At 48.2% G+C, this 19544-nt stretch carries 16 protein-coding genes; 2 read left to right on the plus strand and 14 right to left on the minus strand.

Annotation, left to right across the window (positions count from 1 at the left end):
- Positions 1-11 precede the first annotated feature (11 nt).
- The 10 genes from DHAF_RS13840 to DHAF_RS13885 all read right to left on the minus strand — a co-directional run bounded on the left by DHAF_RS13840 (position 12) and on the right by DHAF_RS13885 (position 11362).
- Positions 12-1031: a M42 family metallopeptidase gene (locus DHAF_RS13840; protein ID WP_005811665.1), complete on the minus strand. Its 1020-nt coding sequence runs from the start codon at positions 1029-1031 to the stop codon at positions 12-14.
- On the minus strand, positions 1022-2083 hold the full coding sequence (locus DHAF_RS13845; RefSeq protein ID WP_011459800.1) for a M42 family metallopeptidase: 1062 nt from the start codon (positions 2081-2083) through the stop codon (positions 1022-1024). Before DHAF_RS13845 ends, DHAF_RS13840 begins: the two co-directional genes overlap by 10 nt.
- Positions 2084-2145: 62 nt before the next feature.
- The gene (locus tag DHAF_RS26095) at positions 2146-2319 is read right to left on the minus strand and encodes a hypothetical protein (RefSeq protein ID WP_015944216.1); all 174 of its coding nucleotides are present in this window, start codon (positions 2317-2319) and stop codon (positions 2146-2148) included.
- 526 nt (positions 2320-2845) lie between these two features.
- Positions 2846-4249: a dipeptidase PepV gene (gene pepV, locus DHAF_RS13855; RefSeq protein WP_015944217.1), complete on the minus strand. Its 1404-nt coding sequence runs from the start codon at positions 4247-4249 to the stop codon at positions 2846-2848.
- An 83-nt stretch (positions 4250-4332) separates the two neighbouring features.
- On the minus strand, positions 4333-6351 hold the full coding sequence (locus tag DHAF_RS13860; protein WP_015944218.1) for a penicillin-binding protein: 2019 nt from the start codon (positions 6349-6351) through the stop codon (positions 4333-4335).
- Positions 6352-6551: 200 nt separating this feature from the next.
- Complete coding sequence (locus DHAF_RS13865) at positions 6552-7535, minus strand: rhomboid family intramembrane serine protease (protein ID WP_005811674.1); 984 nt, start codon at positions 7533-7535, stop codon at positions 6552-6554.
- A gap of 128 nt (positions 7536-7663) precedes the next feature.
- Positions 7664-7942, minus strand: coding sequence for a ferredoxin family protein (locus tag DHAF_RS13870; RefSeq protein ID WP_005811676.1), 279 nt, complete (start codon positions 7940-7942; stop codon positions 7664-7666).
- A complete protein-coding gene (locus DHAF_RS13875; protein ID WP_005811677.1) occupies positions 7939-9231 on the minus strand; it encodes an FAD-dependent oxidoreductase in 1293 nt (430 codons plus the stop codon). The genes DHAF_RS13870 and DHAF_RS13875 overlap by 4 nt, the downstream gene beginning before the upstream one ends.
- 11 nt (positions 9232-9242) lie before the next feature.
- Positions 9243-10529, minus strand: coding sequence for an electron transfer flavoprotein subunit alpha (locus DHAF_RS13880; RefSeq protein ID WP_005811679.1), 1287 nt, complete (start codon positions 10527-10529; stop codon positions 9243-9245).
- Positions 10529-11362 carry an electron transfer flavoprotein subunit beta/FixA family protein gene (locus DHAF_RS13885; protein WP_015944219.1) on the minus strand — a complete coding sequence of 278 codons (834 nt, stop codon included), beginning with the start codon at positions 11360-11362 and terminating at the stop codon, positions 10529-10531. The genes DHAF_RS13880 and DHAF_RS13885 overlap by 1 nt, the downstream gene beginning before the upstream one ends.
- A gap of 298 nt (positions 11363-11660) precedes the next feature.
- On the opposite strand from DHAF_RS13885, the gene DHAF_RS13890 reads away from it, so the two are divergent.
- Entirely contained in the window at positions 11661-14543 is a 2883-nt protein-coding gene (locus DHAF_RS13890; protein ID WP_015944220.1) for a UPF0182 family membrane protein, read from the plus strand.
- Positions 14544-14582: 39 nt separating this feature from the next.
- On the opposite strand, the gene DHAF_RS13895 is transcribed toward DHAF_RS13890, so the two are convergent.
- The 3 genes from DHAF_RS13895 to DHAF_RS13905 all read right to left on the minus strand — a co-directional run bounded on the left by DHAF_RS13895 (position 14583) and on the right by DHAF_RS13905 (position 17592).
- Positions 14583-15863 (minus strand): hypothetical protein, encoded by a 1281-nt coding sequence (locus tag DHAF_RS13895; RefSeq protein ID WP_242659885.1) that lies wholly within the window; start codon positions 15861-15863, stop codon positions 14583-14585.
- A gap of 1 nt (position 15864) precedes the next feature.
- The gene (locus tag DHAF_RS13900) at positions 15865-16833 is read right to left on the minus strand and encodes a phosphodiester glycosidase family protein (RefSeq protein WP_005811688.1); all 969 of its coding nucleotides are present in this window, start codon (positions 16831-16833) and stop codon (positions 15865-15867) included.
- A 342-nt stretch (positions 16834-17175) separates the two neighbouring features.
- Complete coding sequence (locus DHAF_RS13905; RefSeq protein ID WP_005811690.1) at positions 17176-17592, minus strand: OsmC family protein; 417 nt, start codon at positions 17590-17592, stop codon at positions 17176-17178.
- Positions 17593-17779: 187 nt separating this feature from the next.
- On the opposite strand from DHAF_RS13905, the gene gap reads away from it, so the two are divergent.
- Positions 17780-18784: a type I glyceraldehyde-3-phosphate dehydrogenase gene (gap, locus tag DHAF_RS13910; protein WP_015944222.1), complete on the plus strand. Its 1005-nt coding sequence runs from the start codon at positions 17780-17782 to the stop codon at positions 18782-18784.
- Between the two features lie 50 nt (positions 18785-18834).
- On the opposite strand, the gene DHAF_RS13915 is transcribed toward gap, so the two are convergent.
- Entirely contained in the window at positions 18835-19470 is a 636-nt protein-coding gene (locus DHAF_RS13915; RefSeq protein ID WP_005811695.1) for a hypothetical protein, read from the minus strand.
- Between the last annotated feature and the right edge of the window lie 74 nt (positions 19471-19544).

The raw sequence follows: 19544 nt of genomic DNA on the forward strand, positions 1-19544 counted from the left end.
TTTAATCTCATTCAGCGGAAAGAAAATTCATGGGGAATCGCCTTTAAGATACCATCCACTAAATTCAGGGTATGCTCAATATCCTTTTCAGCCAGGACAGAGGCTGTGGAATGAATATACCGGCAAGGGACACTGAGGGCGATAGTGGGAATGCCTTCACGGCTCAGATGAATTCTGCCGGCGTCATTTCCCCCGCTGTGCCCTCTGCGCAGCTGGTAAGGGATGCCCATCTTTTCGGCAAGATCGATGACCTGCCGGAGCAGCTGCGGCTGATATAGAGTGGCGTTATCCAGCATGGAGAGGGCGGGACCTTTGCCCGGTTCAGTAACCCACTCCCCTTCTTCCACTTCCATCATCTGGGCGGACACAGTCCCTTCTAGGACAATCGCAAAGTCCGGCTGGACGTGGTAAGCGGCTACCGTCGCCCCCCGGAGCCCTACTTCTTCCTGTACGGTGAAAGCACCGATCAGATTAAGGGCATAATCCCGTTTTAACAGCTGGGCCAGTATGGCGCAGCCCACCCGATCATCAAAGGCTTTGCCCTTTAAATAGCCTTGGCCCAGCTTTTCCATCTCTGTAAAGAAATAGGCATAATCCCCGATCTTCACATGTTTTTCTGCTTCTTCTTTCGATTTGGCGCCGATGTCAATATACAATTGCTCGATGGTCAAAGCCTGCTCCCGCTCTTTAGGTTTCTGGAGATGAATGGCTTTGGCACCGATCACTCCCGTCAGGGCGTTGATCTTCAGAGGTTTAGAGACCAGGATCCGCGGATCGATACCCCCTACAGGTTGAAATTTCAGAAAACCATCTGCAGTGATGGCGGTGATCATCAGGGCCACTTCATCCATATGGGCGGCGATCATCACCTTGGGAGCGGAAAGGGGGGGATTTTTTTGGACGATGAGGTTGCCTATTTTATCCGTGCTCAGGGAATGCACGCAAGGTTCCAGCTCCGCGGCCAGGGCCTGGCGTATTTCCTTTTCCGCTCCCGAGGTGCCATTAAGCTCCGACAATATCTTTAGTAGCATACTCTTCCCTCCAAATCTTCAGGAAGTCCGGCGATAAAATAGGCCAGCAGTTTTCCGGTCAGGATCACATCCTGCATATCAATGGTTTCCACAGAGGTATGCATATAGCGTAAAGGTATGGACACTAAGCCCGTGGGCACACCGGCTTGTGTCACCTGAATAGCCCAGGCATCTGTGCCGCTGCGTCCCGGAACGGGATGGTTTTGATAAGGGATACGGGCTTCTTTGGCCGCCTTAACCAATTCTTCATAGACGAAGGGATGGATATTGGGCCCCAGGGCAATGGCCGGACCTTTCCCCAACTCTTTTTCTACTTGCCCTTTGGTATCCGGAGTGCTGGCATGGGTGACATCGATAGCGATGGCCAAATCCGGATTTAAGCTATAGGCACTGGTGGTTGCCCCTCTATAGCCAACCTCTTCCTGAGTGGTGCTGACGGCAATGACATCATGAGCATGCTGCAGCCTTTGCAGTTCTTCCAGACATATTTTCATAACGACCACTCCTGCCCGGTCATCAAAGGACTTGCCGGCCAGGACATGATTCAGTAATTCCAAAGTATTGCGCCGCAGGGTAATGATATCCCCCACCTGAATGACCTCCTTGATCTGCTCAAAAGTCATTCCCACATCGATCCCCATCTGTTCTGCTTTCACGGCTTTTTCTTCACCTGCGGTCATTAAATGGGGCGGAGTGGAGCCGATGACCCCCAGGACAGGCTTTCTGCCATGGACGATGACTTCCTGGGAAAGCAGGGTACGCTGATCCACACCCCCTACTGGGGTAAAACGCAGGAAGCCGCTGGGTTCGATCCCTTTGACCATGAGGCCTATTTCATCCATATGGGCGGCCAGCATGATTTTATAGCGCCCCTGGGTCCCCTTTTTGTGGGCATAAATATTGCCCAAGGCATCCTGGCCGACCTGATCGGCTAAGGGGGTGAACGCTGCCAGGACCAAGGGAGCAAGAGTTTCCTCATATCCTGATACACCGGAATTTTCCGAGAGTTGTTTTAGAAATTCCTTCGCGCTGGATAATTGCGCGTTATTCAATGGGCTCAGCCTCCTATCTTGCCTATGTAGTCGTCGCATATGTAAGGGCAGACTTATGCTTTCTACTGCTGCTTGCCTGCTGGAGAAAGCATGAAAGCTAAGTCTCCAGGATTTTGATTTACACCGGTCGCTCCATAAGCTGCGCGGACAAAACTAACGCTCAAGCCCTCCGCTCCGTCGGGTGCCCGGCCAAATCGCTCCTGCTCAATGGCCGGTTGGAAACGTCCTGTTTCCAACCCGACTCCGCTGCAGGCTTTTCGCGAAGTTTTGTTTCCGCTCGCTTAAAGTCGCTTCCCTTGTGTAAATCAAAATCCTTGGGCTGCTTTTCTGGCTTGCATGCAGGGCGTTGTAAGGTGGTAAGATTGCAGGAAATGTGGGGCAAGTGACTGACCCAAGCTGCTTTTTCCGTCTTTACCGGCGCCGCTTGGGGCGGCAGGGCCGGCTCTTTGGGAAAGGCCCTGAAGATCCCCAAAGTTGACTCCAGTAATTCCCCATAGAAAGCTTTAAGCCTCAGGACCCTAAAGAAAAACGAAAAGAGACCCGAAAGACGTAGCTTTACGTACAAAAGCGGACGGATTTAGCGGAGGGGCGGTCAGGTGAACGAGGCTTTCTTAACGTAGCGGAGCCACGGTTCACATGCAGAAAACAGCGGGGTTTGGCGGGAGCTGTTAAGAAAGCGAGTGAGCCAGCCCCGGAGCTATGGAGTACGCGTTGTGCGTAAAGCTACGCGACCCAGATCGGATCTTCGCCCCAGACAAGCTTTTACTCCCCTGCCAGATTGAGAATAGCCTGAGCATACACCTTGCACGCCAGAATCAGGCTGTCAATGGCCATATATTCATCCGGGCAATGAATAACCTCCGGTTCCCCGGGAAGCAAGGGCCCGAACGCCACTCCCTGGGGCAATACTTTAGCATAGGTACCGCCGCCAATCGCAAAAGCATACCCTTCCAGACCGGTTACATCGGAGTAGGCTTTCAGTAAAGAAGTTACCAAAGGACTGTCCTTGGGGACATGGTGGGCTTTCTGATGGGTAAGGACTTTCATTTCCAAGCCGATCTCCTGCCCGCATGCTTCCACAGGTTTAAGGATCTGATCACCCTGGAAAGTGACAGGATATCTTATATCAATAACAAAACGAAGCCCCTGAGGGTTAAGATCCATAATGCCTAAGTTTAAGCTCAGCTTTCCTGAGGGTTCATCGGCAAAAGCAATATTAAAGCCTTCCCCAAAAAATCCTGTTCCCGGCCGGTTGTTTAACCAAGTGATGAGTTCAGCCTCCTCTTGGCTCAAATCCAGGCCGGCGAGAAATTGCAGAGCATAGAGTACGGCATTCTTACCTTTTTGGGGCAGGCTGCCATGGGCCCCCACTCCTTTAAAGATCAGGACCAGACCCTCCTCTTCTGCTCCGGAAAGGGACTCCAGATCTCCTGTGACCCCTTCGGGGAAAGTGTACTGGGAAAGCTTCCGGGCAAGCTCTTCCCGGGTAAACCCTTTCAGCACAACCTGGCAGGAATCGGGAACCACATTGGCCCGTTCTCCTCCCTGGATCCTGATCAGGTGAGGCAAGGGGTTGAATTGCTTGCTCAATTCCAGGTGAAAGATACCTTTCTCAGCATGGATTAAGGGAAATTCTGCATCGGGGGCAAATCCGAGGACAGGAATATCTTCTTTCGTTTTGTAATAGTCCATATCCTCCCATCCTGATTCCTCGTCGGTGCCCAGGATCAGGCGGATTTTTTTCTTAAGGGGGATGTTGCCATCTTTAAGGGCTTTCATAGCAAAGAGAGCTGCCAGAGTCGGTCCTTTATCGTCGAGAGCCCCCCGGCCATATATTCTGCCCTCCTTAATGGTTCCGCTATAAGGCGGGACAGACCAGCCATCACCTTCGGGAACCACATCCAAATGCCCCAGGATGCCCAGGAGTTCCCCGCTGCCCATCTCAATTTGACCGGCATAACCATCAATATTTTTAACCTCAAATCCTAACTGTTCGCCAAGACTCAAGGTCCATTCCAGACAATCCCTGATCCCAGGCCCAAAGGGAGCACCTGGGGAAACATGGTCCATATCTTTGACACTTTTAAATTGGACGCAGTCCTGGACGGCCTTAATCAATTCATCTCTAAGGCCGTCAATATGTTGGTTCAGATTTTCATCATGCATAGTCATTTCCTCCACTTCATTGAATCATGCAAACTTCATCTTATGCTAGGATACCCCTTTTAACCAAGAAATTATAGTAAAGTTTAAGGATTGGGCGGCGGCTCTGCCTCTGAGCCTTGCTGCAAAATTTCCTCCAAAGTAGCAAATTCCACATTGATCACGGTACCCGCATTAACCACTTTACCCGGCTGAGGGTTTTGTCCGCGGACCAGGCCGGTTCCAGAGAAATGAAAATGAAGCTCCGCTGCCGCCAGTTTTTCCCCGGCCTGCCGCATGGTTAACCCGGTTAGATCGGGAACAACGCTCTCACCCTTCAAAGGTGTTCGTTCCGGAACGACCTCCCCCGGTGCCGGACGCTCAAAGCTTGTTTCCGGGATCTCACTCACTTCACTTGGGGTCTCACCGGACACAGGAATGCCATAATATTGGAGTGTCCCTTCGATAATCGTTTTAGCAACAGGCCCCGCTAAAGTTCCCCCCTGATGGCTTTCTCCCTGAGGGGTATCGATGAGAATCAAGAGCGCGATCTTCGGATTATCGGCCGGAGCATAGGCTGCGAAAGAAGCAATAAAATCCGTTTTGGAATAGCCTTTGGTATCCGGATCCACTTTTTGGGCGGTTCCTGTTTTACCGGCGACCCGGATACCGGGGATTTTGGCTGCTGCGCCGGTGCCTTCATTGACCACCGCTTCGAGAATAGCCGTCATTTGTTCTGCTGTGGCTTTGGAGATAACCTGGCGGACCGGTTCCGGCTTCTTTTCTTGAACCGTTCCGTCTGGAAAGGTGATTTTGTCAACGATATAGGGCTTGTAGAGGGTTCCCCCATTGGCAACGCTGGAGATGGCTGTCAACAGCTGCAGGGGAGTAACCAGGTTGGCCTGCCCGAAGGACATGGTGGCCATATCGATATCCCGGGCCTGGTCCTGAGGCACCAGGAGAGCGCTATCTTCCCCGATAATATCGATCCCCGTCCGGCTGCCGAAGCCAAAGGCTTTTAAGTAAGTATAAAAGGTCTCTTTGCCTAAATTCATCCCCACTTGAGACAGGACCACATTGGAGGACAGCATCATGCCCTCGGTAAAGGTCACTTTACCATGGGGCCGGAAATCGGAATCCCAGTTGGTTATGTAGCGGGGGCCAATTTGAATGTAACCCGGATCTTCGAAGAGATCATCCGGCTGGACCGTTCCCTCTTCCAAGGCAGCGGCGCCTGTGATGATTTTGAAAGTGGAACCGGGTTCATAAGACATACTGATGGTTAAATTGCGGCGTTCTTCGGGATCCGTGGTTGAATAATCATTGGGATTGTAGGTAGGCCGCGACCCCATTCCCAAAATCCTTCCGGTCATGGGATCCATAGCTAAAATGGCGATATGCTTGCCCTGGGTCGTCTCCAAAAGCTGATCCAATTGCTGCTCAATAAGATATTGGATCGTGGCGTCCAAAGTAAGCCGGAGATCAGCTCCTCTCATAGCCGGCTCATTGAGCTGCGAGGGATTGAGGAGAGACTGCTGTGAGGAATAGCCCGGGGTGCCATAGAGTTCCTTGTTATAAAAGGCTTCCAACCCTTCCGCACCATTCCCGTCCAAGGTCACGATCCCTAATACGGAGGCGGCCAGTCTATCCATAGGGTAAACACGTTTCTGCTGATCGCTGAAGCCAATGCCCGGCAGTTTAAGGGCCTTGATCTGATCCGCTTTTTCCAGCTCCACATGGTTGGCAATATTTACCCAAGCCAGGTCTCTATTAAGTTTTTCCAGAATAACTTCTTGCTCTATCGACAGGATTTCACTAAGTTTGGCGGCAATCTCTTCTTTGGTCCACTTGGTTTGTTTGCTCTCTATAAGTTCATTGATTGCCCGTGGATCTCCATAAACCTCTTTGACAGGTATGCTTTGCGCCAAAACATTGCCTTGGGCGTCCAGAATTTTTCCCCGTTCAGGCAGCAGGCTGGCACTGCTGGTTCTTCTTTCGATCCCCTTGGCTTTGAGCTCGGCGGCGTCAATGACCTGAAGCATAAATAACCGGCCGACGATGACCGTCGCCATAAGAACCAAGACCAGATAAAGAACTTTTTCCCGAGCAAAGTAGCTGCGTTTCATAACCCTTCCCACCGTCTCTAACCTATTTTCATGCAAACACTATTATATCACTCTTTACTGAGAGTTAAGAGATTATTTAGCAAAGAAAGCCCATGTTTTCTTAACTATCGATGGTTTTGTAAGGACCACCTTGCTAAGAAACCATGAGCTTTGTCATTATTTTGTCCTTTATCAATCATTGCATACCGATCATTGCTGTGTTATTTCATGGAAATTAACCAAGTAAAAAGCATGCCGGTCACCAAACCGCCCAGATGAGCATAGACATCGATTCCGGTTTGAAAAAAGCCCAGGCCTAAATTGATCAAAACAACGACAGCCAGACTTTTGCCAAAACCTGATTTCCAGAGAAAGGGCTTGCGGCGGGAATACACCACCAAAGCGCCCAAAATGCCGAAAATGGCTCCGGAAGCCCCAGCCGAAATGGCATCCGTAAAGAAGAAGCTGGCCACCGAACCCAGGATGCCGCTGAGAATATAAACCGTGATATAGCGAACCCGTCCCAGCAATTCTTCGGCGATAGCTCCTAAGGCCCAGAGAGCATAAAGATTGAAGGCGAGATGAAGAAAACCAATATGGAGGAACATGCTGGTAAATAACCGCCAATATTCACCCTGGATAATCAGAGCATTGACTTTAGCCCCAAATAAAATAAGAACTCCGGTCCGGGTTGAGCCTCCGGCTAAGGTCATCAGGCCAAAGACAATCAGGTTAATGGCGATGAGCGTGTAAGTAAGATAGGGAGGTCCTTGGCCGCTCCGGGCAGAGGGTGTGGATTCTGAAGTCTCATACACTGAGGCTGATGAGGAAGAATTGACTTCAAGATAGGATAATACCCTATTTAAATGCTCTCGTTTGGCTGTGGCCGGAGCAGCAAAAATAGAACCCGTCTGCAGGTCAATAAACCAGGCTTGGATGCTTTTTAAGGCAGGTTGCTTTAAATCCTGGGAAGACAAACCTTCCGGACATAAGATAATCGCTTCCCAGTGCTTTATAGAAGCATCTGCAGCGAATGAACCCTGGGGTCCTTCCAAGGGAGCACCTTTCCTTAAGAAAGAAAAAAGCAGCCCATTTTCCCCTTTACGGGCCATAATCCACTGATTCCCATCCTTTTCAATGGACCAGAGATCCTCATGAAGCCCTTGAATAATGCGCTCGAGGATAACAAGCCCCTCCTTTACCAAAATTTAAGGTCTTTCTCTATGTTGATCTTATTTTATAGGGATGACGGGGGGTTTGTCAAAATAGTAGAGGAGCAGCGGAAATTCCGCTGCCCCCCTCTTTATACCCACTAAAAATTATCAAGCTTTGCTCAGCCGTTCTTCCAGGAGACTCCGAAACCGCCCCGTGGATAATCCCATTGAATATTGCCATGGGGGCAGGCTACACGGCAGGTACCGCATTCCAAACAGCCTTCATAGCCGACAGCAATGCGATTCTCTTCTTCATCCCAGTCATAGACATGGGCCGGGCAAATAAAGGTGCATACTTTGTCTTTGCACTTTAAACAAAGTTCGCCGTTGCTGATTTTGATGTGATTTAATTTGTCTGTGTTAAAGCGCACCAAATACAATTTATCATCTAATTTCATTTCAGTGCCCTCCAAGCATTAAACATATCTTTGACAAGTCCGGTCTTGGTCCGCTTCTTAAACATCATATCCATAATATTGCTGAACACTTGTGCCTTGGGTGTGCCATCTGCTGTGAAGTACATCCGGGCTGCCTGGTTGAGGATTTCCGGATATTGGCCCAGCAGGTGGGGATTGGACTCGATGAAAGGCATGAGCTTTCTGAACTTGTAGAGGTCTTTGATCACAAACGAGTCACGGAGACGGCTCTCATAGACACTCATACCATGGGCGCTGAGATCTCCGGATTGAATGGCCTCAGCAGCTACTTTTCCGGCAATTTTACCGGAAATCATCGCTAAGTTGGAGCCTTCACGGTTCAAGCCGTTAACGAACATGGCTGTGTCACCGACGACCATAACCCCTTGCCGATAAAGCTTGGGTATAGCATTGTAACCGCCTTCCGGGATCAGGTGAGCCAAGTATTCCTTGGTTTCCCCACCCTGCAGCAATCGTTTGACATAAGGTTTGGCCTTTAGGTTTTCCAGGAGATCATTAGGGGACCAGCCTTTTTCAGACATGGAGTGAACCATGGCCCCCACCCCAATGGAAAGAGAGTTTTTGTTGGTATAGATGAAGGATGTTCCCATCATGCCATCTGTCGAATCACCGAAAAGTTCGATGGTTGCCCCTTCATGAGGCTCCAGGCAGAAACGGTCTTCGATTTTCTCAGGAGGAAGTTCAATAATTTCTTTAACGACCACGGCCATATTCTCAGGGCGCAGAGGCTTAGCCAGTCCAGCCTTGCAGGCCAGGAAATTATTCGCCCCTTCCGCTAAGATGACCACTTGCGCTCCCAGGTCTCCTTCAGCACGACCGGTGCGAACGCCGACCACATCATCGCCGTGATAGAGGAGATCCTCAACCAACGTCTCCGTGATGATCATAACTCCGGCCTTGACCGCTTGATCGGCCAGCCAGCGGTCAAATTTTACTCTCAATACGGTGTGGGCATTGTAAGGCGGTTGTCCCCAGGCCGGATCGCGATAACCGGCGGAGAGTATCTCGTCTTTGCTTAAGAAAGCATAGCGCTGCTCAATAACCGGTCTTTCCAGCGGAGCTTCCTTCCAAAAATCAGGTACGACTTCATTGGTAGCCTCAGTATAGAGTACCCCACCCATGACATTTTTAGTACCGGGATAGTCTCCCCGTTCAATAACAGCAGTCTTCATGCCGGCTTGTGCAGCACTAATGGCAGCAGATAGGCCGGCTGGACCGCCGCCAACGACGATTACATCAAACTTTTCCATGTTGGCCCTCCTTATTTCGCCAAGCCGTGCTGTAGGCGTTTCTTAAACTCAGCTGTTAAAGCTGGTACGACCTCATTAAGATCTCCCACGATGCCGTAGGTTGCAACACGGAAGATTGCCGCGTCGGGATCGTTATTGATCGCAATAATGCTGTCGGATGTTTCCATTCCTACCAAATGCTGGATGGCTCCGGAGATACCAATGGCAATATAGAGCTTGGGCCGGACGGTTACACCTGTTTGACCGACTTGCCGGTCATGGGTAATCCAGCCTGCTTCTACGGCGCCACGGGTTCCTGCCAGGGTCGCGCCCAGGACTTCGGCTAATTCTTCCGCCAGAACCATGTTTTTCTTAGAACCAAGACCTAAGCCGACTGCCACAAGGATTTCGGCTTTGTCTAAGAAGATACTTTTGGCATCCCCTTTTATAAAATCGACGATTTTGGTCAGCACTTGATCTTCCGTCATGCCCAGTTCTTCGCGAACCACTTCCCCTGTGCGTCCTTCGACCCGTTCAGGCATAGCCATAACCCGGGGACGGACCGTAGCCATTTGGGGACGGCGGGTTTTACAAAGAATCGTCGCCATGATATTGCCGCCAAAAGCGGGACGGGTTTGCAGCAACAGCTTGGAATCAGGATCGATGCTCAAGACGGTGCAATCGGCGGTTAAGCCTGTTTGCATCTTGGTGGCCACCACGGGGAACATATCACGGCCCATGGCCGTAGCACCCATGAGGATAATCTCCGGCTGATACCTGCGCACCAGATCGGCAACCGCTTCAGCATAGGGCTGTGTCCGATAATCCTTGAGAACGGGATCATCCACCACATAGACTTTTTCCGCTCCATGAGCAAAGGCTTCCGGAATCACGGCTTCCACATCATGCCCAACCAGAACACCGGCTAATTCACAACCAATATCATTGGCCAGCTTGCGTCCTTCGCCCAAAAGTTCCCAGGAAACAGGGGCTACTTCGCCACGGTTATATTCGATGACGACCCATACCCCGCTCCAAACGTCGCCGCCGGGAACCGGCGCTGCTTTCTTCTCCACCTTTGCCCCAGGTGCTGCTGGAGATGGTTCAGTGGAGGTTTGTTTGGGTTCCTCGGCACTTTTTCCGGCTCCCTCAGGCAAAGAGAGGATATTGCTGGGACAAACGCTTACACAGTCTCCGCATTCGGTACATTTTCCGGCATCGACGACTACGCCGCTATCCCCTAATTCTAAGGCCTCAGAGGGGCATTCCCCCACGCAGAGTCCACAACTAATACAACCAGGTCCAATAATAACTGCCATTACCGATTGCCTCCCTTCGCAGCGGGATTAACCATGATAATATTATGCTGGAACATTTTCTCTACCACTTGAGCTGCTACACCTTGAGGATCCTTGGTGCCATCGAATGTTTCTCCACCGGAGCGGGCCGGCGGGGCAAAAATCTTATTCACGCTGGTGGGGGATCCCTTAAGTCCCATTTGAGTCACATCGAACTCAAAGGACTTGGAGTCGATCATCTCCGGCTCATAAGAAGCAGCCTTCATCATGTTGGGCAAGGATGCATAACGCAGATCATTAAGCTCCTTTTCAACAGTGAGCAGGGCCGGTAATTTAGCCTGCACCACTTCTTTACCTGTTTCCAGCTTGCGCTGAACGGTTATGGTGTCTTTATTAATATCGGTAACCTTAATAACATAAGTCAATTGCGGAAAACCCAAACGGCTGGCAATGCCGGGGCCTGTCTGAGCAGTATCCCCGTCGATAGCTTCTTTACCGGCCAATACCAAATCGACAGGATCTGTTTCATTGATTTTGAGGATGGCTTGAGTGATAATGTAAGCTGTTGCCAACGAATCTGAACCACCGAAGGCCCGATCGCTTAACAGAATAGCGCGATCCGCCCCAAAGGACATGGCTTTCCGGAGTGCTTCTTTCGCTTGGGGAGGACCCATTGTGACAATAGTAACTTTCCCACCCATTTTCTCTTTAAGACGGATTGCCTCTTCAAGGGCATGGGCATCATATGGATTAATAATAGACGGTACCCCTTCACGCATTAGCGTGTTCGTTTTGGGGTCAATCCGAACTTCAGATGAGTCCGGAACTTGTTTTAGACAAACTACGAAATGCAAAAAACTCCCTCCTCTAACCCTTTTTGCTTATAAAGATATACATAATCCCACATGTACAGCATAGTACAACAGGAGAAAAAAGACAAGTTATTTAATTAACAGAATATAATAAAAATTTACTTAATTACTGAAGAGCAAATATTCCAAATAAAAACAAAGATAATTATATCACAAAGGAAATAAAAACCCTAACTATTTTTAGTAATTTTTGAATATAAGAAGATAGGGGTGCAGGGTTTTTCTAGGATTGGGCAGAATACTATTAGGCAGCAATTTCAAGTGTAAAGGGGGTATGGGATTGAGACGAACAGCACGGATCATGTTGGTATTACTGGGCATAGGATTAATTCTTTTTATTGCACTCAGCGGCCTGTTCGAAGATTATTTATGGTACTCCGACCTGGGGTACAGTCAACTTTTCTGGACCCCCTTAATCAGCAAAGGAATCATTCAAATTATCAATGGGACCATTCTCTTTACGTTCATAGCGGGCACTCTTTTTTCCATACGTCACGCAATTTTGACTTTCGTCAATGAACGGTTACGCAAGCGCCTCCGTTTGGTTCATGAAATGGACCGTCCTCTTTATCACTTAAGCCAGCGCAAAATGACTCTTTGGCTCATTATCATTTCCGTCCTGATCAGCTTTGGGGTCAGTTTTGTTACCGGTTTCACCGGTTGGCTTGAGGTCCTGACTTTTTTGAATGCCACTCCTTTTGGGCAGGGAGATCCTATCTTCTTTAAAGACTTAGGCTTTTATGTGTTTCAATTACCTTTTTTCATTACCATTTATAATGCTTTTTTCGGACCGCTTTTTTTTCTCACCTTTTTTACGATAGTGTTCTATAGTTTTGCCGGAGTTATTCATTTTCAATCCTTGCTTATTTGGAAGAAACAGGCCATTGAGATCAATTCTGCTGCACGGCGCCATCTTGCTCTGCTTATTACGGTGCTTTTTCTCTTCAAAGGATTTGGCTGCTATTTCGATACCTTCCGCCTGCTGTATTCTCAGCATGGCTTAGTCTTAGGTGCCGGCTACGCAGAGCTCCATGCCACTTTGCCGGCCTTAAAAGCCTTGATGGTTTTATGTGCCTTAGGCGTTATCGGAGGGGGCTTAGCCTTTTTTAAAGACGAAGTGCGTTTGCTGACCCTCCCTATTCTGGCGATTTTTATCAGCATTCCCCTTCTTTCCGGTCTCGGACCGATGGTCCTTCAATCTCTGGTGGTCATTCCCAATGAATTGGAGAAAGAAACACCCTATATCCAAAACGAAATCGCTTTAACCCGCTTTGCTTATGGCCTTGATCAAATCAGCGAAGAAGACTATCAGGCCGACCAGCCTCTGACTTCGGAAACTCTCCAGAAAGAGCTGCCGACTTTGAATAATGTCCGCCTTAATGACCCTCACCCCCTGCTCCGAACCTATACGCAGAAACAGGGCATCCGGCCTTATTACAAATTCTATAATATCGATATGGATCGCTATCGGATCAATGGGGAATATCGGCAAGTCATGCTTGCTCCCCGTGAGTTCTCTTATCAGGATTTAGAAAAAACGGCTCAAACCTTCGTTAATTTACGCTTCAAATACACCCATGGCTTTGGTGTGGTGGCCTCCTTTGCCAATGCGGTCACACCGGAAGGGCTTCCCGCCTTTACTATTAAAGATGTGCCGCCGACTACGGACTACCAGGAGCTTCAAATCAGTCAGCCCCGCATTTATTTCGGAGAAATGACCCATGACTGGGTTGTGGTCAATACGGATTTAAAAGAATTCGATTATCCGGAAGGCAAAGTCAATGCGGAAACACGCTATGAAGGCAAATCGGGCATTAAACTGACTCCCTTCAACCGGCTTATGCTTTCCATAAAGCATGGCACCTTGCGTTTCTATTTAGCCAATGAGATCAATTCCCAAAGCCGCATCCTCCTTCATCGCAATATCATGGACCGTGTGGAAAAGCTGGCGCCCTTTCTGCAATATGATGATAACCCCTACTTGGTTGTTGATGAAGGACGGCTCAAATGGATTATTGATGCCTATACTGTTTCCAAGACCTTTCCTTATTCCAGCATGTACCCCGAACGGGAACTCAATTATATCCGCAACTCAGTGAAAGTCGTCGTGGATGCTTATGATGGCACGGTTGACTTCTTTGCTGTGGATGCCCAGGATCCCATCTTACAGACCTATTGCAAAATATTCCCTGGGGTTTTTAAAGATTTATCCGCCATGCCTGACACTCTCCAGACACACCTTCGCTATCCGGAGACCCTTTTTAAGATTCAGAGCACCATGCTGAAAAATTTTCACATGACGGATCCTACGGTATTCTATAACAAGGAAGACACCTGGGATATTGCCAAAGAACTCTTTGGTTCCGAGCCTCAGAATATTGCCCCTTATTACAGCGTAATGCGGCTCCCTGACAGCGAACAGCCCGAGTCGGTCCTGATGATTCCTTTTACTCCCTCATCCAACGCCAACAATATTCGCAATAATATGGTTGCCTGGCTGGCGGCCCGCATGGATGGTGAACATTACGGAGAACTGAAACTCTATAAAGTCCCGAAAAATACGGAAGTGGACGGCCCTCTGCAGGTTGAATCACGAATTGACCAGGCTCCTGAAATCTCAAGACAGCTGGCTTTATGGGATCAAAAGGGCTCCAGTGTCATTCGCGGCGATCTTGTGGTCCTTCCCCTGGCAGGCAATTTTTTATATGTTGAGCCGATTTATTTGCAATCCGAAAAAGCCGGCAGCATTCCGGAAATGAAACGGGTTATTGTGGCTTATGGGGATAAAATTGTGATGAGCGAGACCTTCGAAGAAGCCCTTGCCCAACTCTTTGGGGTTCGTTTAAAGCTCTCTCCTCCTCCTCCGGCTAACGTATCCGCCTTAGCAGTTTCCCCTATGAACGCCGAACTGAAACCAGAAGAGACTGAAGAGACAACTGAAGAGACTGAAGAACCCATCGACCCGCAGGAGGATACTCAGGCTCTCTTAAAGCAAATCGAACAGATACGGGAGATGCTGAATCAGTTGGAGCAGCAATTCAAAAAGATAACCGGAGACTCTGTGGATGTGGAAGGCGGCAAAAAAGCCGATGAAGATGTTCATGATGTTCAAACCGATCCTGAGGGCTCTGTGAGCTCAGAGCAGTCGAAAACCAACCCATGATTGCCAAAGGCGGAAGATGTTATTCTTCCGCCTTTTAGCTTATTGCAGAGGATGCAGTTTTACTTTGGTGGACATCCCTACCCGTGTAACTTGAATGACTTCCACACCATCGGAAGAGATATAGTTTTCTTCCCCGTCAAGCTTTACTTCTTTATCGCTGCCTTCCTTGATAATATAGGCAGTCAAATCGTTATAGACAATGATTTCACCATTGGCCCCGATAATAACATCTTTGGCATCATCGTAAGGTATGGACCCTTCCCAAACGGTTTTGAATTTCAGGCTTTTTTCTTCGGAATTTTCCTCACCGCTGCGGATGTTTACCAACTTGCCATCTTTAATATTCCCCAGGTAAAGCATGCCTTCCCGGTTGCCTAAAATCACATCATCAGCATCATCAGACACCACTTCCCTGTTCCATCCCTGTAAACCAATAATTCGCTCTGATTTCCCGGAAGTGCTTTTCGCATACAGGGTGCCGAACTTATCCGAAGCGGCCATTTGGGTGATGACTTCCCCTGCCTGGTTTAAGGTGCGGACATTTTTCATAATATCGATTTCCATCAGCTGAAACTTCCCATTGTTCTCAATGGCAAGGTAGAGCAGGTTGGTAAAGGTGGATACCACCATCTGCTTGATCTGTCCAACCGCAGGGAAACTATCAATGCTGCGGTTATACCGATCATCGGGTGCCGTCTCCTCTTCATCGCTGGGAGGCAGCTCCAAAGTATAAACCTCAGTGATTTGCGGATTGTTATAGCGGACTTCTGTGCGGGTCTTGGGGGTCTTTTTAACGGGAGGCGCCTGATTGGGATCCTCCACGGCATCGGGCTCAGCAGTGTTATTGCTGCCGGTGCTTCCTTGCTCCGTGGGCTCCTCTTCGACAGGAACGACCACCGTCGTGGTAGGATTGGGGTTCCTGCGGGCATAGAAGTAAACAAGGGTGTCACGGTCCGGGAGCCATTGATAATAGATCGGCCCCATATCATATTCACTCTCCCCTTGGGGAGACTTCTCAAAGACAACTTTTTCTTGTTGCAGATTATAGACCTTGAGTACACCATTCTCCTGATAAGCTAAATAATCTTTGCCATAAGAGAGCTGAAGGTTCTCCAGATTCGTACCCGGTATCTCTGTTTCCAAACTCTTAACGACAATGGGTTGAGCATTAACCGGCGCCATGATCCCTTCAACTTTATAATTAAGAAAATAGTAAAAAGCAAACTGCAGCATTAATGAAACCATAATCCAACTGGTTATTGTTCTGAGCAGAGCGCGCGTTTTTCGTTTCACGAATCCACCCCCTTCATTCTTTCCCACATTAAGGCGTCACCACAAATCCGGTGGGGATATAGCGTTCGCCAAAAATATTCCAGAGCTTATTAATGATCTTGCCGTTATAGACCATCTCCGAAGAGGAGCCGCCATCCAGATTAACCGCTTCTACGGCGTCATACTCCAAAAAGACATTCATCATATCTCTTAAGGTTGCTCCGATACTCCAGGTGGGCTGGCGTCCATCGATCACTACAAAAATAATGGTCCCGTCTGCGCGCTGTCCGATTCCGGTACGGGGGGCAATCCCCCAGCCGCCGTCCCCGGAGACAGCAGGCTTGCCATTTTTAACCAGGGGAGGGTAAAAACTTACTCCTTCCTGGATGTTCTTTTCTTTGACTTGATTAACATCCATAGGCCCAATAATCAGTTTGCCCTCGGCATCAATCCCGATAAAATCAACCACTTTATTCCCTGCATTGTTGTGGACGACTTCCCCATTCTGAACAGTGATTCCATCAGGAAAGGCGCCATTGCCTGAGCCATCGGGATCATAGAAGCCTCCGGCGTTGATACCCGCAATGGCCCCAGCATGTTTCACCATATCCGAAAGCCGCTCCCCAGCAACGCCGATTTCCTGAGTAACAGCTAACTTAACCCGCTTAGGATCGCTGATCAGCATAACTTTTCCTTTAAAATTCTTACCTTGTATATCCTCAATGACAATACCGGAAGAAGTATCCTCAACATCGGTTTGTCTGTCAATATTCCCGCCCACTTGGTTACCGTGATCATCATAAGTGTGCATAATCTCACTGATTTTTTCCTCGGAAAGAAAGAAGCGCACCACCTGAGGGTGACGTGATGTTTCTACAGCACCTACCGCCATAACTTTTAAAGCTTCAAAGGGTCCCCAAAACAGCACAAAGGGCACGAGGCAACCGGCAAAGATGATATTAAAAACCAGAAATGCGACAATCATTTTCCAACGGACCCTGCGCTTTTTCTTCATCATGCGCCCTGATCACTCCTTAATTGTGTTCTTTTTCATTACTATCTTTCAGCATCGATTATTTTATCATATTGGGGCAGAGTGTAAAGAAAATAAATTACACTTCTCGACAGTGAAAGAAAACCCGGCTTCGCCGAGTTTTATCTCCACGTATCGCAAAAAGGCGAAGTCCTTGGTTGCCCTTGTGCACCATGAAATTTCCTTCTGAACAGCTAAAAACAAGCCGCAGTTTCAATGCGGCTTAAGTAGAATGCTTATCCTAATGGTAACCTAAACACGATTAGTATAGCAAATGCTCACTATGGGTTCAACTCTCTCAATATTAATTATTTATTAACGACCCCTTTAATTTGGATAAGTTTCCAATTTGTACGTGAGGTTGGCAACTTTATCGATCATATTGGCCACGCTGCAATATTTCTCCATGGATAATTGAATGGCCCTAAGCAGTTTTTCCTGGGGTAGGTTACTGCCCCAGAATTTAAATGTCAATTCAACATCGGTAAAAATACGGGGGTGCTCTGCCGCCCGCTCTCCTACTACCGAGATTTCCAACCGTTCATAGGTAATCCGCATTTTCTCCAGGATCGTAACGATATCCATGCCGCTGCACCCTGCCACGGCCATCAGCACAAGCTCCATAGGGCTGGAGCCGTATCCTGAGCCCCCTGTGGTTACACTGCTGTCTATTTGTGTCTTTAGCTTGGACTGACCTTCTCCTTCGAAGTGCATTCCTTTAATATGAGTTACCGTGACTTGCATTGAACGACCTCCTTCTTTATAGACATGTAACTGCGCGAACGCCTCAAAGTAAAAATATGCCAATAATTTTTGCCTTTAAGTTACACAAGTATGTCACATTTACCGCTTAAAAGTAATTGTGTCATACTGAAAAAGATGTTAAACTATCACATGGACATATGAATTTAGATTAAAGGAGTGCGGTAAGTTGACAATTCGAATTGGGATTAATGGATTTGGTCGAATTGGACGAAACGTTTTTCGAGCGGCTTTTGGAAGAGAAAACATTGAAATCGTTGCAGTGAATAATCGATCGACAGGTGAGATTTTACCTCATCTCTTAAAATACGATTCCGTACATGGTATCTTCCCTGCTCAGATCCAGCACACTGAAGATGGCTTCACTGTGGATGGACAACTGGTTAAAGTAGTTTCCCACACAGATCCCGGAGATATTCCTTGGGGTGAATTAGGTGTGGACATTGTCATTGAATCCAGCGGCAAATTCAATAATGGGCCGGCCTGTCAAAAACACCTCAACAATGGGGCGCGCAAAGTTATTATTTCTGCTCCCGCCAAAGAAGAAGACATTACCCTTGTCATGGGCGTCAATGAAGAAATCTATGATCCGCAAAAACACCATATCATATCCAATGCCTCATGTACAACCAATTGTCTGGCTCCTGTAGCCAAAGTGATTCACAAAAACTTCGGACTCAAACGGGGATTAATGACCACTGTTCATTCTTACACCAATGACCAGCAAATTTTGGATCAATCTCACAAAGATTTGCGCCGGGCCCGGGCGGCGGGACTTTCCATCATCCCCACCACTACAGGAGCGGCGAGGGCTGTAGCCCTTGTACTGCCTGAGCTTAAGGGAAAACTCAACGGTTTTTCCATGCGTGTCCCTACACCCAATGTCTCTGTGATTGATTTAGTCGCCGAAATTGAGAAGAATACCACGATTGAAGAACTCAACGGAGTCTTGCGCCACGCCAGCGAAAATAAACTGAAGGGAATCCTGGACTACACCGATCTTCCCCTCGTTTCCAGCGATTTCAATGGCAGCTCCGCCTCATCCATCGTCGATGGTCTGTCCACCATGGTTATGGAGGATAACCTTATTAAGGTCATCTCTTGGTATGATAATGAATGGGGTTATTCCTGCCGTGTCGTCGACCTTGTCGAATATGTCAGTCGCCAGATCTAGAAAAAGAGCCGTCAGGCTCTTTTTTTAACTCTTTTTACCCTTTGGAATTATTATTTAGCCAGGGATTTCATGACTTCCTGCCGCAGTTCATCCTGTTCCTCCTGGTTTGACTCCTCCTCACCCTGAGCAAAAGCTGAAGAACTCTCCCACTCTTCTTCCCCTAAGCGCAGAGGAAAAACAAGGACAATTAAGGCTATCCCACCTATGGTTAAAGCAGCATACTGAAGCGAGAGCAGGAAAAAGAGCAGCGGAACCTGCTGGGCAGGAGTCCCCACAGCATAACTGTATTTTGTTAGGGAATTCCAGTCCACTCCCGAACGCTCCCACAGAGGAAAGCCGTAATAATCCACTGTATTCATTAATTTCTGACCGAGTTCAGCGTAAGGTGCCTGAGAAGAAAGATAAACAAAACCTTTGTCAGTGTAAATCTTGTCTAATTCCACGGATTCACCGGTGAAAGCTTCCTTGGTATAGGTTCGTTCAATCCGCAGGACATCATCCGGATGAATATTCACATTGCCTTTTTCCGTTATTACTGTATAGAGTTCACGATCGATGAGCTCAATATTGAGTACTTTTACATCCAAATAATTTACTCCTATTGAAGTCAAAACAGTTAGGAATAGACAAAAAATTATGATCAAGCTGGATAGACGTTCCCGCCCGAGCTTATTATCCTGTACCATGAAGCAATACACTTCCTTTAATATTTTTAAGATATCGTCACAGGCTCAATTCTACACTAATTTCGCGGAGCGAA

The organism is Desulfitobacterium hafniense DCB-2 (genome assembly GCF_000021925.1).
GTDB lineage: Bacteria > Bacillota > Desulfitobacteriia > Desulfitobacteriales > Desulfitobacteriaceae > Desulfitobacterium > Desulfitobacterium hafniense.

Coding starts and splice junctions, on each gene's coding strand:
- DHAF_RS13860 (WP_015944218.1), bottom strand. CDS start 6,351: ATGAAACGCAGCTACTTTGCTCGGGAAAAAGTTCTTTATCTGGTCTTG.
- DHAF_RS13870 (WP_005811676.1), bottom strand. CDS start 7,942: ATGAAATTAGATGATAAATTGTATTTGGTGCGCTTTAACACAGACAAA.
- DHAF_RS13915 (WP_005811695.1), bottom strand. CDS start 19,470: ATGGTACAGGATAATAAGCTCGGGCGGGAACGTCTATCCAGCTTGATC.
- DHAF_RS13905 (WP_005811690.1), bottom strand. CDS start 17,592: ATGCAAGTCACGGTAACTCATATTAAAGGAATGCACTTCGAAGGAGAA.
- DHAF_RS13900 (WP_005811688.1), bottom strand. CDS start 16,833: ATGATGAAGAAAAAGCGCAGGGTCCGTTGGAAAATGATTGTCGCATTT.
- DHAF_RS13880 (WP_005811679.1), bottom strand. CDS start 10,529: ATGGCAGTTATTATTGGACCTGGTTGTATTAGTTGTGGACTCTGCGTG.
- DHAF_RS13875 (WP_005811677.1), bottom strand. CDS start 9,231: ATGGAAAAGTTTGATGTAATCGTCGTTGGCGGCGGTCCAGCCGGCCTA.
- pepV (WP_015944217.1), bottom strand. CDS start 4,249: ATGCATGATGAAAATCTGAACCAACATATTGACGGCCTTAGAGATGAA.
- DHAF_RS13840 (WP_005811665.1), bottom strand. CDS start 1,031: ATGCTACTAAAGATATTGTCGGAGCTTAATGGCACCTCGGGAGCGGAA.